Origin of the sequence: Pseudomonas sp. 8AS (assembly GCF_902506505.1) — a bacterium.
Taxonomy (GTDB): Bacteria; Pseudomonadota; Gammaproteobacteria; order Pseudomonadales; family Pseudomonadaceae; genus Aquipseudomonas.
Map to the genome: position 1 here is coordinate 1,447,349 of NZ_LR733406.1, position 15,469 is coordinate 1,462,817.

14 protein-coding genes are annotated in these 15,469 nt (G+C 65.4%); 4 read left to right on the top strand and 10 right to left on the bottom strand.

The window, feature by feature from the left end; translation table 11 throughout:
• Positions 1–28: 28 nt before the first annotated feature.
• A complete protein-coding gene (locus GV001_RS06735; RefSeq protein ID WP_178091806.1) occupies positions 29–955 on the bottom strand; it encodes a LysR family transcriptional regulator in 927 nt (308 codons plus the stop codon).
• 216 nt (positions 956–1,171) lie between these two features.
• Here GV001_RS06735 and fpr point away from each other — a divergent pair, with 216 nt between their 5' ends.
• Complete coding sequence (gene fpr / locus GV001_RS06740) at positions 1,172–1,951, top strand: ferredoxin-NADP reductase (protein ID WP_160078876.1); 780 nt, start codon at positions 1,172–1,174, stop codon at positions 1,949–1,951.
• A gap of 227 nt (positions 1,952–2,178) precedes the next feature.
• Here fpr and tsaA read toward each other — a convergent pair whose 3' ends face one another.
• The 3 genes from tsaA to GV001_RS06755 form a co-directional block, all read right to left on the bottom strand.
• Positions 2,179–2,871, bottom strand: coding sequence for a tRNA (N6-threonylcarbamoyladenosine(37)-N6)-methyltransferase TrmO (gene tsaA, locus GV001_RS06745; protein WP_160078877.1), 693 nt, complete (start codon positions 2,869–2,871; stop codon positions 2,179–2,181).
• A 182-nt stretch (positions 2,872–3,053) separates the two neighbouring features.
• Positions 3,054–3,175, bottom strand: a 122-nt coding sequence (locus GV001_RS06750; protein ID WP_256664986.1) for an ATP-binding protein, incomplete at its 5' end; no start/stop codon positions are given.
• A gap of 15 nt (positions 3,176–3,190) precedes the next feature.
• Positions 3,191–4,066 (bottom strand): LysR family transcriptional regulator, encoded by an 876-nt coding sequence (locus GV001_RS06755; protein WP_160078878.1) that lies wholly within the window; start codon positions 4,064–4,066, stop codon positions 3,191–3,193.
• Between the two features lie 97 nt (positions 4,067–4,163).
• On the opposite strand from GV001_RS06755, the gene GV001_RS06760 reads away from it, so the two are divergent.
• The gene (locus GV001_RS06760; RefSeq protein WP_160078879.1) at positions 4,164–4,664 is read left to right on the top strand and encodes a lactoylglutathione lyase family protein; all 501 of its coding nucleotides are present in this window, start codon (positions 4,164–4,166) and stop codon (positions 4,662–4,664) included.
• A gap of 657 nt (positions 4,665–5,321) precedes the next feature.
• Here the strand turns inward: GV001_RS06760 and GV001_RS06765 are convergent.
• From GV001_RS06765 to GV001_RS06785, 5 genes are all read right to left on the bottom strand, one after another.
• Positions 5,322–6,506, bottom strand: coding sequence for an acetyl-CoA C-acyltransferase (locus tag GV001_RS06765; protein WP_160078880.1), 1,185 nt, complete (start codon positions 6,504–6,506; stop codon positions 5,322–5,324).
• 25 nt (positions 6,507–6,531) lie between these two features.
• Entirely contained in the window at positions 6,532–6,966 is a 435-nt protein-coding gene (locus GV001_RS06770; protein WP_160078881.1) for a thioesterase family protein, read from the bottom strand.
• A 147-nt stretch (positions 6,967–7,113) separates the two neighbouring features.
• Positions 7,114–8,277, bottom strand: coding sequence for an iron-containing alcohol dehydrogenase (locus tag GV001_RS06775; RefSeq protein WP_160078882.1), 1,164 nt, complete (start codon positions 8,275–8,277; stop codon positions 7,114–7,116).
• 75 nt (positions 8,278–8,352) lie between these two features.
• On the bottom strand, positions 8,353–10,143 hold the full coding sequence (locus GV001_RS06780) for an acyl-CoA dehydrogenase C-terminal domain-containing protein (protein WP_160078883.1): 1,791 nt from the start codon (positions 10,141–10,143) through the stop codon (positions 8,353–8,355).
• On the bottom strand, positions 10,140–11,378 hold the full coding sequence (locus GV001_RS06785; protein ID WP_160078884.1) for a 3-hydroxyacyl-CoA dehydrogenase: 1,239 nt from the start codon (positions 11,376–11,378) through the stop codon (positions 10,140–10,142). The genes GV001_RS06780 and GV001_RS06785 overlap by 4 nt, the downstream gene beginning before the upstream one ends.
• A gap of 107 nt (positions 11,379–11,485) precedes the next feature.
• Between GV001_RS06785 and GV001_RS06790 the strand changes: the two genes are divergently transcribed.
• Entirely contained in the window at positions 11,486–12,385 is a 900-nt protein-coding gene (locus tag GV001_RS06790; RefSeq protein WP_160078885.1) for a LysR family transcriptional regulator, read from the top strand.
• 119 nt (positions 12,386–12,504) lie between these two features.
• Here GV001_RS06790 and GV001_RS06795 read toward each other — a convergent pair whose 3' ends face one another.
• A complete protein-coding gene (locus GV001_RS06795; RefSeq protein ID WP_160078886.1) occupies positions 12,505–14,433 on the bottom strand; it encodes an ATP-dependent DNA helicase RecQ in 1,929 nt (642 codons plus the stop codon).
• Between the two features lie 163 nt (positions 14,434–14,596).
• On the opposite strand from GV001_RS06795, the gene ppk2 reads away from it, so the two are divergent.
• Positions 14,597–15,427 (top strand): polyphosphate kinase 2, encoded by an 831-nt coding sequence (ppk2, locus tag GV001_RS06800; protein WP_160078887.1) that lies wholly within the window; start codon positions 14,597–14,599, stop codon positions 15,425–15,427.
• The last annotated feature ends 42 nt before the right edge of the window (positions 15,428–15,469 follow it).

The window sequence follows — 15,469 nt, forward strand, 5'->3', positions numbered from 1 at the left end:
TCCCGCGCGCGAGTGTGCCCCGGCGCGCCTAGGCGATCGGCGGCAGGATGATCTCGTCGCTGCGGTTGATCCCGGCCGTCAGCTCCCGGCACAGCTCGAGAAACTCGCGCATGGCGGCGGTCTGGTACTTCTGCCGGTGCCAGATGAAATAGAACTGCCGGGTCAGGTCCAGTTGCGGCGTTTCCACCGGCACCAGGCTACCGCGGCGGAAGGCATCGCGCAGCGCCAGGCGCGAGATGCAGCTGATGCCCAGGCCCGACTCCACCGCACGCTTGATCGCCTCGGTATGCTCCAGCTCCAGGCGGATATTCAGCGGCGCCGGGTGATGGCGCATGGCCTGGTCGAAGGTCAGGCGCGTGCCCGAGCCCCGTTCACGCAGCACCCAGGCCTCGCGGGTCAGCTCTTCCAGGCTGGCCTTGCCGCTGCGGGCAAAGGGATGCTCGGGCGCGCAGAACACCACCAGTTCATCTTCCACCCAGGGCTGCACTTCGATATCGGCATGCTGGCAGTTGCCTTCGATCAGGCCCAGGTCCAGCTCGTAGTGCGCGACCTGCTGCACCACATGGGCGGTGTTCTGCACATGCAGCTTTACCCGGCACTCCGGGTGGCGCTGCATGAAATTGCCGATCAGCAGGGTGGCCAGGTAGTTGCCGACGGTCAGCGTCGCCCCCACTGCCAGCGAGCCGAAGCCGCTCTTGCCGTTGAGCAGCTGGGCGATCTCGCGGGCCTGTTCGAGCAGCGCCACCGCCTGCGGCAGCAGCTGCTCACCGAGGGCGTTGAGGCTCAGGCGCTTGCCGGCGCGGTCGAACAGCTGGCAATTGGATTGCCGCTCCAGCTCGCTCAGCGAGGTACTGGCCGCCGACTGCGACAGGGCCAGGGACTGCGCAGCCTGGGAGACGCTCTCCTGCTTGGCCACGGCGACGAAGACTTCGAGTTGACGCAAAGTAAATCGCATATCGATATAACCGATAAACCATATCTTGATAATCCACTTAACAGATATTATCGCCCTCACTAGAATGGCGCGCAATGCTGCCGACACCGGCAGACCGGACATTTGCCTTGCCCCATCCCCGCACCGGCCGTACCAGAGGCCTGGGTGTTGACTTGCCGCAATACGTGCAAGGGGCTTTGCAGGCAACCTGAACAGAGAGTCTTGAGGAACTAACGCATGAGCAACCTGAACGTCGAGCGCATCGTCAGCGTGCATCACTGGAACGACACCCTGTTCAGCTTCAAGTGCACCCGTGATCCGGGCCTGCGCTTCGAGAATGGCCAGTTCGTCATGATCGGCCTGCAGCAGCCCAGCGGTCGCCCGCTGATGCGCGCCTACTCCATCGCCAGCCCGAACTGGGAAGAGCATCTGGAGTTCTTCAGCATCAAGGTGCCGGACGGCCCGCTGACTTCCCAGCTGCAGCACCTCAAGGAAGGCGACGAGATCATCATCAGCAAGAAGCCCACCGGCACCCTGGTGCTCGACGACCTCAACCCGGGCAAGCACCTCTACCTGCTCAGCACCGGCACCGGCCTGGCGCCGTTCATGAGCGTGATCCAGGACCCGGAAACCTACGAGCGTTTCGAGAAGGTCATCCTGGTGCATGGCGTGCGCTACGTGAACGAAGTCGCCTACCGCGAGTTCATCACCGAGCACCTGCCGCAGAACGAGTTCTTCGGCCAGGCCCTGAAAGACAAGCTGATCTACTACCCGACCGTGACCCGCGAGCCGTTCGAGAACCAGGGCCGTCTCACCGACCTGATGCGCAGCGGCAAGCTGTTCGCCGACATCGGCCTGCCGCCGATCAACCCGCAGGACGATCGCGCAATGATCTGCGGCAGCCCGAGCATGCTCGACGAAACCAGCGCAGTACTCGACAGCTTCGGCCTGAAAGTCTCCGCGCGCATGCGCGAGCCGGGCGACTACCTGATCGAACGCGCCTTCGTCGAGAAGTAAGCGCAGCCGCTCGCGAAAAACCCGCCAATCGGCGGGTTTTTTGTTGTTCAGGCGCCAGCAGCTCGTGGTCTCAGGCGCAGCGCGACGAAGCCCGACGTTCTGCTCCAGGCTGCCGCGGGCAGCGCCCAGCGCCAACCTATCCGCGTATGTGCGCAGTTGAACCCAGGCTCGCCACCCCATGCCAGCACGGGCCGGCATCCTTGCTGGTCTGCCCAGGCATGCGTGCGCTACTCGCGTACCACCTCCAGCACGCGGATCAAGCCCGGTTGCGGATAGTGCCAGCGCACCTGCACATCCCAGAACAGCACGCCATAGCGCCGCTCGGCATCGGGTACCTGATAGGCCGGGCGCGGGTCCTGGGCCAGGCACTGCTCGATCAGCTCGACCAGCGGTTCGTCCAGGCGCAAGGCGTGCTGCCGGGCCTGGCCCAGGGCCTCGGCGCTCCACTGCACCGGGATAGGCACCGGCGCCGCCTCGGCAATCTCGTTGCGCGCCTCGGCGAGGCTGTCGGCATAGGGCACGTAGGGCTTGATATCCAGCACGGGCGTGCCGTCGAGCAGATCGATACCCGACAGCCACAGCCGCCCGGGCTCGACCCTGTCCAGGCGCACCACCGACTGGCCGATGCCATTGGGCCGGTGGGTCGCACGGCTGGCAAACACCCCGATCGACGCATTGCCGCCAAGCCGCGGCGGGCGCACTTTCAGGCGTGGCTTGTCTTCCAGGGCCTGGTGAAAGAGAAACAGCAGCCAAACATGGCTGACCCGCTCCAGCCCCGCAACGGCCGCGCCCTTGTCGAACGGCGCCACCAGCTCCAGCACCCCGCGGGCGGCCGGCGCCAGTTGCGGTTGCCGAGGAATGGCGAACTTCTCCTTGAAGCAGGAGCGAACAAAGCCAACGGGGGTGACGGAATAGGGCATGGCAGCACAGGGCGGTTAGGGCGTGCGCGCATGGTAGCCGATAGCACCGGCGGCCGGACTGTTTGCGGGCTCTTGCGTGCGGATTCCACGCCATTCGGACACTCAGCCCACGCTGATCCGGACACCTGTTCCACGATCATTCGGACAGGCAGTCGGAGCGCAGCGACGCAGGAGTGGCATTGTTAGTCTGAGGTGCCCGGCGTCGTCAATTTCTTCGCCCGCTTGCGCATCGATTCGCCCTTAAGATTGATCCGGTAGGCGTTGTGCACCAGGCGATCGAGGATGGCGTCGGCCAGGGTCGGATNCCCTCATCCCTCGGTCACAGACCTTTAATCTGTGTCCTCAACTTTTGAACGATCAGCTCCGCCCGAGTAGACAGTGGCCATTCGGCGCGATGTATGAGCCATAGAGTGTCCTCGACTAATCGTGGCCCCTTGATGACCTGGATACTTTCTGGGCGTTGAAATGCCAGGCGTGCATAGCGCGGCAACACCGTAAAGCCAAGCCCCCGCGCAACAGGCTCAAGGATCAGACCAATCTGATTGTTGAAGCCACGGCAGGGAAGGCTGCCGACGCCTGGTGCCTCAGGGTAGTAACGACTGAGCAGACGAGCGCTCATGGCACGGCCATCAGGGTGATCGATGAAGCCTATGCGTTTCAGATCGTCCCAACCTTCGACTCGCTCTGAGGCGGGTGCAATTAGCTCCAGTGGCTCCTCGGTGAAGCGACTCACGCACAGACGAGGGTCGTCAGGCTTAAGCGTGACCAAGCCCAGCTCGAAGCGATTCTCCAGTACAGCCTCGAGCACCTCTCTATCCGGGGCAAAGCGCTGGCGAATGATCAGACCGGGACTTGCCTGCTGTACGTTCAACAGCATGGGATAGAGAACCAGTCCGATGCTGCCGGGACAGATCAAACCGATCTCTCCGTGCTTGTCATCATGCTCGGACAGGCGCTTGTGCAGACGCTGGTCGGCTGCGCCAACCTCCTCGCAGTAGCTCAACAGCGCCCGCCCGGCGGGAGTCAGTTCGAGCTGACGAGGACGGCGTATCAGCAATGGGCCGAGCCTCTCCTCAAGCTTTTGTACATGTTGGCTGACAGCGGCCTGGGTCAGGTCAAGGTGCTCAGCGCAGCGTGTGAAACTGCCCTGCTCGATCAGGGCGGCGAAGGTGCGTAGCCATTGCGGACTCAGCATAACAATCTCTTATCAATGCAATAATCTGGCGATAGTTTTCATTATGGCGCTGCCTTCCTAGACTAACCACATCACCAACGATTAAGAGGTACAGGTTATGTCATTCGTCTACCCGCGTAGCTTTTCTCATCTCGGTCTATCGGTCACCGATCTAGACGCAGCTGTGAAGTTCTACACAGAGGTCATGGGCTGGTATCTGATCATGCCGCCGACCACGATTACTGAGGACGAATCAGCTATCGGAGTAATGTGTACCGATGTCTTTGGTGCCGGCTGGGGTTCGTTCCGTATTGCGCACCTGTCCACAGGTGATCGGATCGGCGTAGAGATCTTTGAGTTTCGCAATGCGGAAAAGCCGCAGAACAACTTCGAGTACTGGAAGACCGGGATCTTCCACTTCTGCGTCCAAGATCCAGACGTTGAAGGACTGGCCGCCAAGATAGTTGCCGCTGGTGGCAAGCAGCGCATGCCCGTACGCGAGTATTTTCCTGGCGAGAAGCCGTACCGCATGGTTTATATGGAAGACCCCTTTGGCAACATCCTGGAAATCTATAGCCACAGCTACGAGCTGATTTATTCCGCTGGGGCTTACAAGTAACGGCTAGCGGCCAAGGTTCAGAGAGCCTGGGCCGCACAACTGGTCACCTATCAGAGCGGTGTGATTACCGCTCTGATAGGTGATTCAGCATGCCCAACACGAGGCTGATGTCTGTAGCCCATCCTTGCACGCGTCAAATCTGAAGGACGCTCTTGTGCAAGTGGTGTAGGGGCGATAAACCTGTCCCCTTATTTGGATGTCCCATATGGCCGGCTCCGGCCTATCACTACCGACCACTTCGGGTCGATTTCAGCCGGTAACGACAGGCAGCTTTTGGCCGATTCTGTTGAAAAACTCGGCGTGCGACAGAGCTGCTTGTTCGTAGCCTGAAAACGCCAAAATCGAGCGTTGCTATGTGAAATCTAGGGCAGCTTGGCCACCGTAACGATTCAGATTTCAGGCTCAGCCACGTACTTTCGGCAAAGGAAATCGTCGAGGGAGTTTTTCAACAGAATCGGCCGGAAGCAGGCAGCCTGCAAGGGCAGGGCACCTACCGGGAAAATGGCAATGCCTTGCTGTGGTAACTGCATAGGCACACCCATTCGGCGCGCAATGGCGCCACGCATAGGCGGTGGCGACCCCGCAGCATTTATCCCTGGATGAGAAACAGAAACGGAGGCCAAAGCCTCCGTTTCTGTTACCGCCACACAGTACCGCTTACAGCACCTCGAACAGCCCCGCAGCGCCCATGCCGCCGCCGACGCACATGGTGATCACCACGTACTTCACACCGCGCCGCTTACCTTCCAGCAGGGCGTGGCCGACCATGCGTGCGCCGCTCATGCCGTAGGGGTGGCCGATGGCGATGGCGCCGCCGTTGACGTTGAGTTTGGCCGGGTCGATGCCGAGCTTTTGCGCGCTGTACAGCACCTGGCAGGCGAAGGCTTCGTTGAGTTCCCACAGGCCGATGTCGTCGACGGTCAGGCCGTGCTGCTTGAGCAGCTTGGGTACGGCGAACACCGGGCCGATGCCCATCTCTTCCGGGGCCAGGCCGGCCACAGCGATGCCACGGTACAGGCCCAGCGGGGCGATGCCGCGCTGGGCGGCCAGGGCGCCGCTCATCAGCACGCTGGCGCTGGCGCCGTCGGACAGCTGGCTGGCGTTGCCGGCGGTGATGCAGCCGCCTTCGATGACCGGCTTGAGCTTGGTCAGGTCCTCCAGTACGGTCTGCGGGCGGTTGCCTTCGTCGAGAGAGAGGGTCACTTCCTCGTAGCTGACCGCGCCGGTTTCCTTGTCCACCAGCTTCTTGCTGGCGCTGACCGGGACGATTTCACCCGCGAACAGGCCGGCGGCCTGGGCGGCGGCGGTGCGCTGCTGGGACTGCAGGGAGTAGGCGTCCTGGGCTTCGCGGCTGATGCCGTAGCGCTTGGCCACCAGCTCGGCGGTGTGCAGCATCGGCATGTAGGCATGCTCGGCCATCTTGATCACCGCCGGGTCGGCCTCGGCGGCGGTCCACTTCATGTGGGTGTTCTGCACCAGGCTGATCTGCTCCTGGCCGGCGCCGACGGTGACGGCCATGCCGTCGACCATGATCTGCTTGGCGGCGATGGAAATGGCCATCAGGCCCGAGGCGCACTGGCGGTCGATGGTCTGCCCGCTGACCGACAGCGGCAGGCCGGCGGCCAGCAACGACAGGCGCGCCAGGTTGGTGGAGGCGGTGCCGCCCTGCATGGCGGTGCCCATCACCAAGTCTTCGATCTCGCCCGGCTCGATGCCGGAACGCTCGACCGCGGCACGGATGGCGACGGCGGCCATGCTCGGCGACTTGAGGTCGTTGAAGGCGCCGCGGAAGGCCTTGGCGATCGGCGTGCGGGCGGTGGAGACGATGACGGCGTCTTGCATGGCAGAATCCTCTGTGGTGGTCGTGTCAGTCGCGCAGCAGGCGGGCAAGCGCCGTGCGCAGGGTTTCGGGAATCGGCACCGGGCGGTTGCTGGTGCGGTCGACGAATACATGGACGAAGCGTCCGGCGGCGCAGGCCTGGTCTTCGCCCTGTTTGAAAATGGCCAGTTCGTACTGCACCGAGCTGTTGCCCAGCGTGCCGACGCGCAGGCCGACCTCGATGCGCTCGGGGAAGGCGATGGAGGCGAAGTAGTCGCACGACGAGCTGACCACGAAGCCGATCACCTCGCCCTCGTGGATATCCAGGCCGCCGACCTCGATCAGGTAGCTGTTCACCGCGCTGTCGAAGAAGCCGTAGTAGACGACGTTGTTGACGTGACCGTAGAGGTCGTTGTCGTGCCAGCGCGTGGTGATCGGCTGGAAGTGGGCGTAGTCGCCGCGCAAGTGCTGCGGTGGGTTCATGCTCGGTCCTCGTGCTTGCGCATCACCCTAAGGCCTGGGTGGTGCGCGGGATACTTTGATTCGTGGGCTGTATTGCGGGCTATTGGCCGGCTCCAGCATTCGCCGGGTGGATCGTGTTTCATCGAGCTACCCGGCTGGGGTGGAAGATCAGTACGCCGCCCGGTAGATGGCCAGGGCGTCGGCCTCGTTCACCTCGCGCGGATTGTTCACCAGCAGGCGCTGCTGCTGCATGGCGTCGCTGGCCAGAGTCGGCAGCATGGCCTGCGGCACGCCGGCGTCGCGCAGGCGGCTGGGCAGGCCGCAGCGTTCACTCAGCGCGGCCAGCTCGGCGATGAAGGCGGTACAGCGCTGTTCCGTGCTGCCGCCCTGGAAGCGCTCGCCGAGCAGCAGCGGCACCAGCTCGGCATACAGCGGCGCGGCCGTTGCCGCGTTGAAGCGCAGCACATGGGGCAGCACCAGGGCGTTGGACAGGCCGTGGGGGATATGGAAGTGCCCGCCCAGCGGATAGGCCAGGGCGTGTACCGCCGCCACCGGCGCGTTGGCGAAGGCCTGGCCGGCCAGCAGGGCGCCCAGCAGCATGGCCTGGCGTGCCTCGCGGTTCTGCCCGTTGTGCACCGCCTCGTGCAGGTTGGCGGCGAGCAGGCGCAGGGCCTCGCGGGCCAGCAGGTCGGACAGCGGGTTCTTCTTCAGCTTGCTGGTGTAGGCCTCGATGGCGTGGACCATGGCGTCGATGCCGGTGGCGGCGGTCACCGCCGGCGGCAGGCCGAGGGTCAGTTCGGCGTCGAGCAGGGCCAGGTCCGGCAGCAGCAGCGGTGAGACCACGCCCATCTTGGTGGTCTCGCCAGTGGTGATGATGGCGATCTGTGTCACCTCCGAGCCGGTGCCGGCGGTGGTCGGCACCTGGATCAGCGGCAGGCGCTGGCCACGGGCATTGCCCACGCCGTAGATGTCTTTCAGCGCTTGGCTGTTGCTCGGATGGGCGAGCAGGGCGATCAGCTTGGCCACGTCCATCGAGCTGCCGCCGCCGAAGCCGACCACCAGGTCGGCGCCCAGCGCGCGGGCGCGCTCCACGGCATTGAGCACGATGGGCTCGGGCGGGTCGGCGATCACCTGGTCGAACACTTCCACGGCCACGCCGGCCTGGGCGAAGCCGGGCAGCACGCCGTCGAGCAGGCCGAAGCGGGTGATGCCGGGGTCGCTGACGATCAGTACCCGGCTGGCGCCACGCTCGCGGCACAGCTCAGCCAGGCGCCGGGCCGAGCCGCTTTCGCAGAGGATCTGCGCGGTGGTGGCGAAGCTGAAGGGCTGCATGGTCGATCCTCTTGTTATGGCCCGGAGGCAATCCGGGCTACTTGCTGGGCGGTACTGCGGGTGCGTGAGCCGGCCTCAGAGCGCGAAGCTTTCCTCCGGCATCGCCATCAGGCACGCCGCGCCGCCCAGCAGAGCCTCGCGGTGGCTGCTGGCGCGCGGCAGCACGCGGCGCAGGTAGAAGGTCGCGCTGTGCAGCTTGGCCTGGTAGAACGCGGCTTCGCCGCTGCCGGCGTCCAGGGCATCCTGCGCGGTGGCGGCGGCCTGCAGCCAGAAGCCGGCCAATAGCACATAGGCCGAGTACTGCAGGAAGTCCACCGAGACCGCGCCGATTTCCTGCACGTCGCGCTGGCTGCGGGCGATCACCTCGGCCGTCAGCTCGCGCCATTCGCCCAGGCGCGCCTGCAGCGTGCGGGCCATCGCGCTCAGCGCCGGGCGCCCAGCCTGGTCGTCGCACAGTTCGCTGAACTCGGCGATCAGCGCACCGAGTTCGGCACCGCCATCGCCGAGCAGCTTGCGGCGGATCAGGTCGAGGGCCTGGATACCGTTGGTGCCCTCGTAGAGCTGGGTGATGCGGCTATCGCGCATCAGCTGTTCCATGCCCCACTCGCGGATGAAACCGTGGCCGCCGTAGACCTGCACCGCATGGCTGGCCACTTCCTGGCCCATGTCGGTGAAGAACGCCTTGACGATCGGGATCAGCAACGCCGCGCGCTTGCCGGCGGCCTTGCGCTCGGCCGCATCGCCTGTGCCGTGTTCCAGGTCGAGCTGGCGCGCGGTGTAGGCGGCCAGCATGCGGCAGCCCTCGACCAGGCTCTTCTGGGTCAGCAGCATGCGCCGTACATCCGGGTGATTGATGATCGGGTCGGCCGCCTTCTCCGGTGCCACGGCGCCGTTCAGGCCGCGCGATTGCAGACGTTCCTTCGCGTATCTCAAGGCGCCCTGGAAGGCCGCCTCGCCGATGCCCAGGCCCTGCAGGCCGACCTGGAAGCGCGCGTCGTTCATCATTGTGAACATGCACGCCAGGCCCTGGTTGGCCTCGCCGACCAGCCAGCCGGTGGCGCCGTCGAAGTTCATCACGCAGGTGGAGGCACCCTTGATGCCCATCTTGTGCTCGATGGCGCCGCAGCTCAGGGCGTTCCTCGCACCCAGGCCGCCTTCGGCGGTGGCGATGAACTTGGGCACCAGCAGCAGGCTGATGCCCTTCACCCCGGCAGGGGCGTCCGGCAGGCGCGCCAGCACCAGGTGGACGATGTTCTCGGACAGGTCCTGCTCGCCGCCGCTGATAAAGATCTTGCTCCCCGTGACCCGATAGCTGCCGTTGGCCTGGGGCTCGGCGCGGGTTCTGAGCAGGGCCAGGTCGGTGCCGGCCTGGGGTTCGGTCAGGCACATGGTGCCGGTCCACTGGCCGCTGACCATCTTGGCCAGGTAGGCGTCCTTGAGATCGTCGCTGCCGTGCCTGTGCAGGGCCAGCACGGCACCTTCGGTGAGGCCGGAGTAGACGCGGAACGACAGCGAGGCAGACATCAGCATTTCGTGGAAGGCGAAGGCCACCAGCTGCGGGAAGCCCTGGCCGCCGAACTCGGTCGGCCCGGTCATGCTGGCCCAGCCGTTGTCGACGAATTGCTGGTAGGCGGCGCGAAAGCCCTTGGGTGTGGTGACCTTGCCGTCGACCAGCTGGCAACCTTCCTCGTCGCTGTTGCGGTTGAGCGGGGCGATCTCGCCCGCGGCGAAGGCGGCGGCTTCTTCCAGCACGCCGTCGATCAGCTCGCGGTCCAGGCCGTTGCCCAGGCGTGCGCAGTGGCCGGCGACATCGAACAGTTCATGCATGACGAAGCGCATGTCGCGCAGGGGAGCCTGATAGGTCATACGTTGCCCTCCTTGACGTCGGCGAAGCGCTTGCCGCTGGCGGCCAGTTTTTCGATCAGTTTGGTCGGCTGCCAGTGGGCGCCGAAGCGCTCGGCCAGCTGCAGCAGGCGCTCGCGGATGGCGGCCACGCCCTGGGCGTCGGCCCAGGCCGTCGGGCCGTTCTTGTCGACCGGGAAACCGTAGCCGTTCAGATACACCAGATCGATGTCGTGGCTGCTCTCGGCGATGTTCTCTTCGAGGATCTTCGCGCCTTCGTTGACCAGGGCCAGCAGGCAGCGTTCGAGGATTTCCTCCGCGCCGATGCTGCGGCGCTGGTAGCCGAGGCGTTCGGCTTCGCGCTGCACCAGGGCATCCACTTGCGGATCGTGCTCGGCCTGGCGGCTGCCCGGCGCGTAGAGGTAATAGCCCTTGCCGGACTTCTGGCCGAAGCGGCCCAGTTCGCACAGGCGGTTGTCGACCTGCACCTGGGCCACGTCCTGGCCCTTGCCGGCCAGTTCGCGGGCGCGCCATTCCAGGTCGATGCCGACCACGTCGTACATGCGGAACGGCCCCATGGCGAAGCCGAAGCCCTGCAGGGCGCTGTCCACCTGATGCGGGTAGGCGCCTTCGAGCAGCAGGCTGCGCGCCTCGAACACGTAGGTATGCAGCATGCGGTTGCCGATGAAACCGTCGCAGTTGCCGGCCACCACGCTGACCTTGCCGATGCGCTGGCCGAGGGCCAGGGCGGCATCCAGTACGGCTGGAGCGGTCTTGGCGCCGCGCACGATCTCCAGCAGCTTCATGATGTGTGCCGGGCTGAAGAAGTGCAGGCCGAGCACATCCTGCGGGCGCTTGGTGACGGCGGCGATGGCGTCGATATCCAGCGCCGAGGTGTTGCTGGCGAGGATCGCGCCCGGTTTCAGAACGGCGTCCAGGCTGCGGAAGATCTGCTGCTTGAGTTCGAGGTTCTCGTAGACCGCCTCGATCACCAGATCGGCGTCGGCCAGGTCGGAGTAGTTGCCGACTTGCTGGATGCGCGCGCGGCGCAGGCTGGCCTCGCCGGTGCTGATGCGGCCCTTGGCGACGTGCTGGGCCCAGGTGTCTTCGGCCATCTTGAGGCCGGCTTCGACCATCTGCGGGTTGTTGTCCAGCCACAGCACCGGGATGCTGGCGTTGGCCAGGCTGATGACGATGCCGCGGCCCATGGTGCCGGCGCCGATCACGGCGGCCTGCTGGATGGTGTAGTTGTTGCTCATCGAGTGCCCCCACAGAAGAAGTCAGTCACACAAAACGGAACTGACGCACCTTAAGTACCGGGCTACTATTTGGGAAATTTTGTCTTGTGATAAGTTGAATTCAGCAAGTGAATATATTGACCTTCGACCTCAACCTGCTGCGCGTGCTCGATGCCCTGCTGCGCGAGCGCAACGTGTCGCGCGCCGCCGAGCGCCTGGCGCTCAGCCAGCCGGCGGTGAGCAATGCGCTGGGCCGCCTGCGCGACCTGCTCGACGACCCGCTGCTGGTGCGCGTCGGCCGGGCCATGCAGCCGACGCCGCGGGCCCTGGCCCTGGAAACGCCGATCCGCGATGCCCTGCAGCGCATCGAGCAGAGCCTCGGCGAGGGCGCGCCCTTCGACCCGGCCAGCAGCCGCCAGCGCTTTCGCATTGCGGTCACCGACTATGTCGAGCTGATCCTCATGCCGCGCCTGCTCGCCGTGCTGGCCGAGCGGGCGCCGGGGCTGCAGATCGACATCCAGCACCTGTCGCCCAGCCTGCCGGCCGAGGCGCTGGACAAGGGCGAGCTGGACCTGGTGCTGGGCCGCTTCGAGCAGGTGCCGGCACGCTTTCAGCGCCAGCAGTGGGTCAGTGAAACCCTGCAGCTGGTGGCCCGGCGCGAGCATCCGCAGCTTGCGGCAGGCCTCGATCTCGACGGCTTCCTCGGCCTGCGTCACCTGTGGGTGCACGGCGGGCAGACCCGCGGCATGGTCGACCAGTGGCTGGGCGAGCAGGGCCTGGCGCGCAATATCCTCTACACCACGCCTAACTACCTGCAGGCCGCGCACATAGTCGCCAGCAGCGAGCTGGTGGCCGTGCTGCCCAGCCGCCTGGCGCACTACTTCGCCGGCCTGCTGCCGCTGCAGCTGCACGCGCTGCCGTTCGAGGTCGGCCCCTTCCACCTGGATATCGTCAGCCTCGGCCTGCGCCAGCGCGACGCGGCGTTGCAGTGGCTGATCGAGCAGATCGTGGTGCTGGGCCGGGGCTGACGGCACCCTGCTCGGTGTTCTGGAGCAGTCCAGCGGCTCCACCGCCGATACCTCGCAGCGCACCAGGGGTGTGGCTGATCTGCTGTTCGGCCTGACCCGCGGCGGCTGAGGCTTGAGGCCTAGGCCTGCTGTTCGAGCCAGGCGCGCACCTCGGCGTAGGGGTAGTCCTCCAGTGCGGCGAAGCCGGGAATCTGCCGGGCCTTGAGCTTGGTGAAGAGCGGCACGCTGATGCCGCAGAGAAAGCGGGTCAGGCATTCGGCGCTGGGCGGCTGGCCCTTGGCGTCCCGGTGGCGCTGGTCGAAGGCGCCGCACAGGGCCTGGCAGTCCTGCTCGGCCAGCGGGCGCAGCGCCGGTGGCGCCGGCAGCCGGGCGACCCGGCCGTGGCACACCGAGCAGTGGCCGCAGCGCTGCGGCGCCTGGGCGTCGCCGAAGTAGGCGGCCAGGCGCTGGCTCAGGCACTGGTCGCTGGCGAACAGCTCGAGCATGGCCTGGATGCGGGCGATCTCGCTGGCTTCCTGCTGGCGGAAGTAGGCGTGCAGTTCTTCGCTCAGTTGCTGCGGGTCGAAGTGCGGGTCGAGCAGGGCGTAGACCTCGGTCATCTGCTTGCTTTCCAGTTCGATCCAGCCGCGCTCCTGGAACCAGTCCAGGGCTTTGACCACCCGCCCGCGTTCGGCCTGGTGCTGGTTGTACAGGCTGTCGAAGTCCACCGTGCACCAGGTGCGTGCCCGTGCCGAGGTGGCGATGATGGCCTCGACGAACTGGCGGCGTTCGCCGTCGAACTTGCCCAGCAGCGCCTCGGGCTCGATCAGGTACTTGAAGCGGTATTCGGCGAAGTAGGCGTAACGCGGGGCGATGATGCCCTTGAGTTCGAGTTGCACCAGCAGGGTCTTCAGCGGCAGCTGGCGGATATTGCTCTGCTCGGAGAGCTGGTTGAGCATCAGCTCCCACTCGCCGTTCTGGCCGGCACTAAGCAGTTCGTCCAGCACGCAGCGGATGCCGCAAAGCTCCGGCGTGTCGCCGTAGACGAAGTTCTCCAGCACGTTGAGGCTGTCGCGGTTGGCCAGCACCAGGCAGTCGGACGGCTGGCCGTCGCGCCCGGCGCGGCCGATCTCCTGGCTGTAGTTCTCGGTGGACTTGGGCAGGTCGAAGTGCACCACGTTGCGGATGTCGGCCTTGTCGATGCCCATGCCGAAGGCGATGGTGGCGACGATGCAGTTGATCCGCCCGTCCATGAACTGGCGCTGGATCGCTTCGCGCGCCTCATGGGGCATGCCGGCGTGGTAGGCGCTGGCGGCGATGCCGCGCTGGCCGAGCTGCTCGGCCACCTGCTCGGCGGTCTTCTGCTGGGTGACGTAGACGATGCTCGGCTCACCGGCCTTGGCTCCCAGCCACTCGACCAGGCGCCGCTGCTTGTCGCGCCCGGCCACCGGCTCCACCAGCAGGTTGAGGTTGGCGCGGTAGAAGCCGGTGGTGACCACATCATCTGCGGAAATAGCAAACTTGCGCTGCATGTCGGCGATCACCGGCGGAGTGGCCGTGGCGGTGAGCAGCAGCACCTGGGGAATGCCGAACTGGCGCTGGTAGTCGGGCAGCTTGAGGTAGTCGGGGCGGAAGTTATGGCCCCATTCGGAGATGCAGTGCGCTTCGTCGACCACCAGCAGGGAGATCGGTACCTGGCCGATGAAGTGGCGGAAGCGTTCGTTCTTCAGGCGCTCGACCGAGATCATCAGGATCTTCAGCTCACCGGACTTGGCGCGGGCCATGGTCTCGGCGGTCTGCTCGCGGCTCTGCGCCGAGTCGATGCTGGCCGCACTGATGCCGCGGGCATGGAGGAAGGCCAGCTGGTCCTGCATCAGCGCCAGCAAGGGCGAGACCACCAGGGTCAGGTGCGGCAGGTGCAGCGCCGGCAGCTGGTAGCACAGCGACTTGCCCGAGCCGGTGGGGAAGATCGCCGCCGCCGAACGGCCGGCCAGCACGGCATTGACCACGCGCTCCTGGCCGGGACGCAGCTGGGTGAAACCGAAGACGCGGGAAAGGGTAGCGAGCATGGGGTGGCCGGGGACTAGCACAATGGGGGGGCTGACCATAGCGCGCCACTGGCGCGTGGCGCCAGCGCTGTGGCGTATCGGCCGGCTGTTGATCCAGGGCATGGAAGGGAGGCGATTGGCGATCTAGGCTAGTGGAAGTTCACCATCAACGACGGGATTCGACATGAGCAAGCATAAGGGCAAGAGCAAACAGGGAACCGCCGCAGCAGCCGAGGCTGCCGGCGCCAAGCTGTCGCGCAAGGAGTACGAGCAGCAGTTGCATGATCTGCATGTCGAACTGGTGAAGTTGCAGCAATGGGTGGTGGCCACCGGCGCCAAGGTGGTGGTGGTGTTCGAGGGCCGCGATGGGGCGGGCAAGGGCGGTACCATCAAGGCGCTGACCGAGCGGGTCAGCCCGCGCATCTTCCGCGTGGTGGCGCTGCCGGCGCCGACCGAGCGGGAAAAGAGCCAGATGTATGTACAGCGCTACATCCAGCACCTGCCGGCTGCCGGTGAAGTGGTGATCTTCGACCGCAGCTGGTACAACCGCGCCGGCGTCGAGCGGGTGATGGGCTTCTGCAACGAGACCCAGCTGAAGAAGTTTCTCAGTGGCGCGCCACTGGTCGAGCGCAACATGGTCGAGTCGGGGATCATCCTGCTCAAGTACTGGCTGGAAGTCAGCCCGGATGAGCAGGAACGACGTCTGCGTGCGCGTATCGAAGACGGGCGCAAGACCTGGAAGCTGACCGCGATGGACATCAAGTCCTACAACCGCTGGGATGCCTACACCGAGGCCCGTGACGAGATGTTCGAGGCCACCGACTCGTCCTGGGCGCCCTGGTTCGTCGCCCGCTCCGAGGACAAGAAGCGCGTGCGCCTGAACCTGATCAGCCACCTGCTGCAGCAGATTCCCTACGAGGAGGTCCCGCAGCCCAAGGTCAAGCTGCCCAAGCGCAAGATCGGCACCTACAAGGCGGCCAATTATCCCTTCAAATATATTGCCGAGCCGTTCTGACGGCCTGGCCTGTGGCGCCAGCCATAGGCGAACCGCATGAAA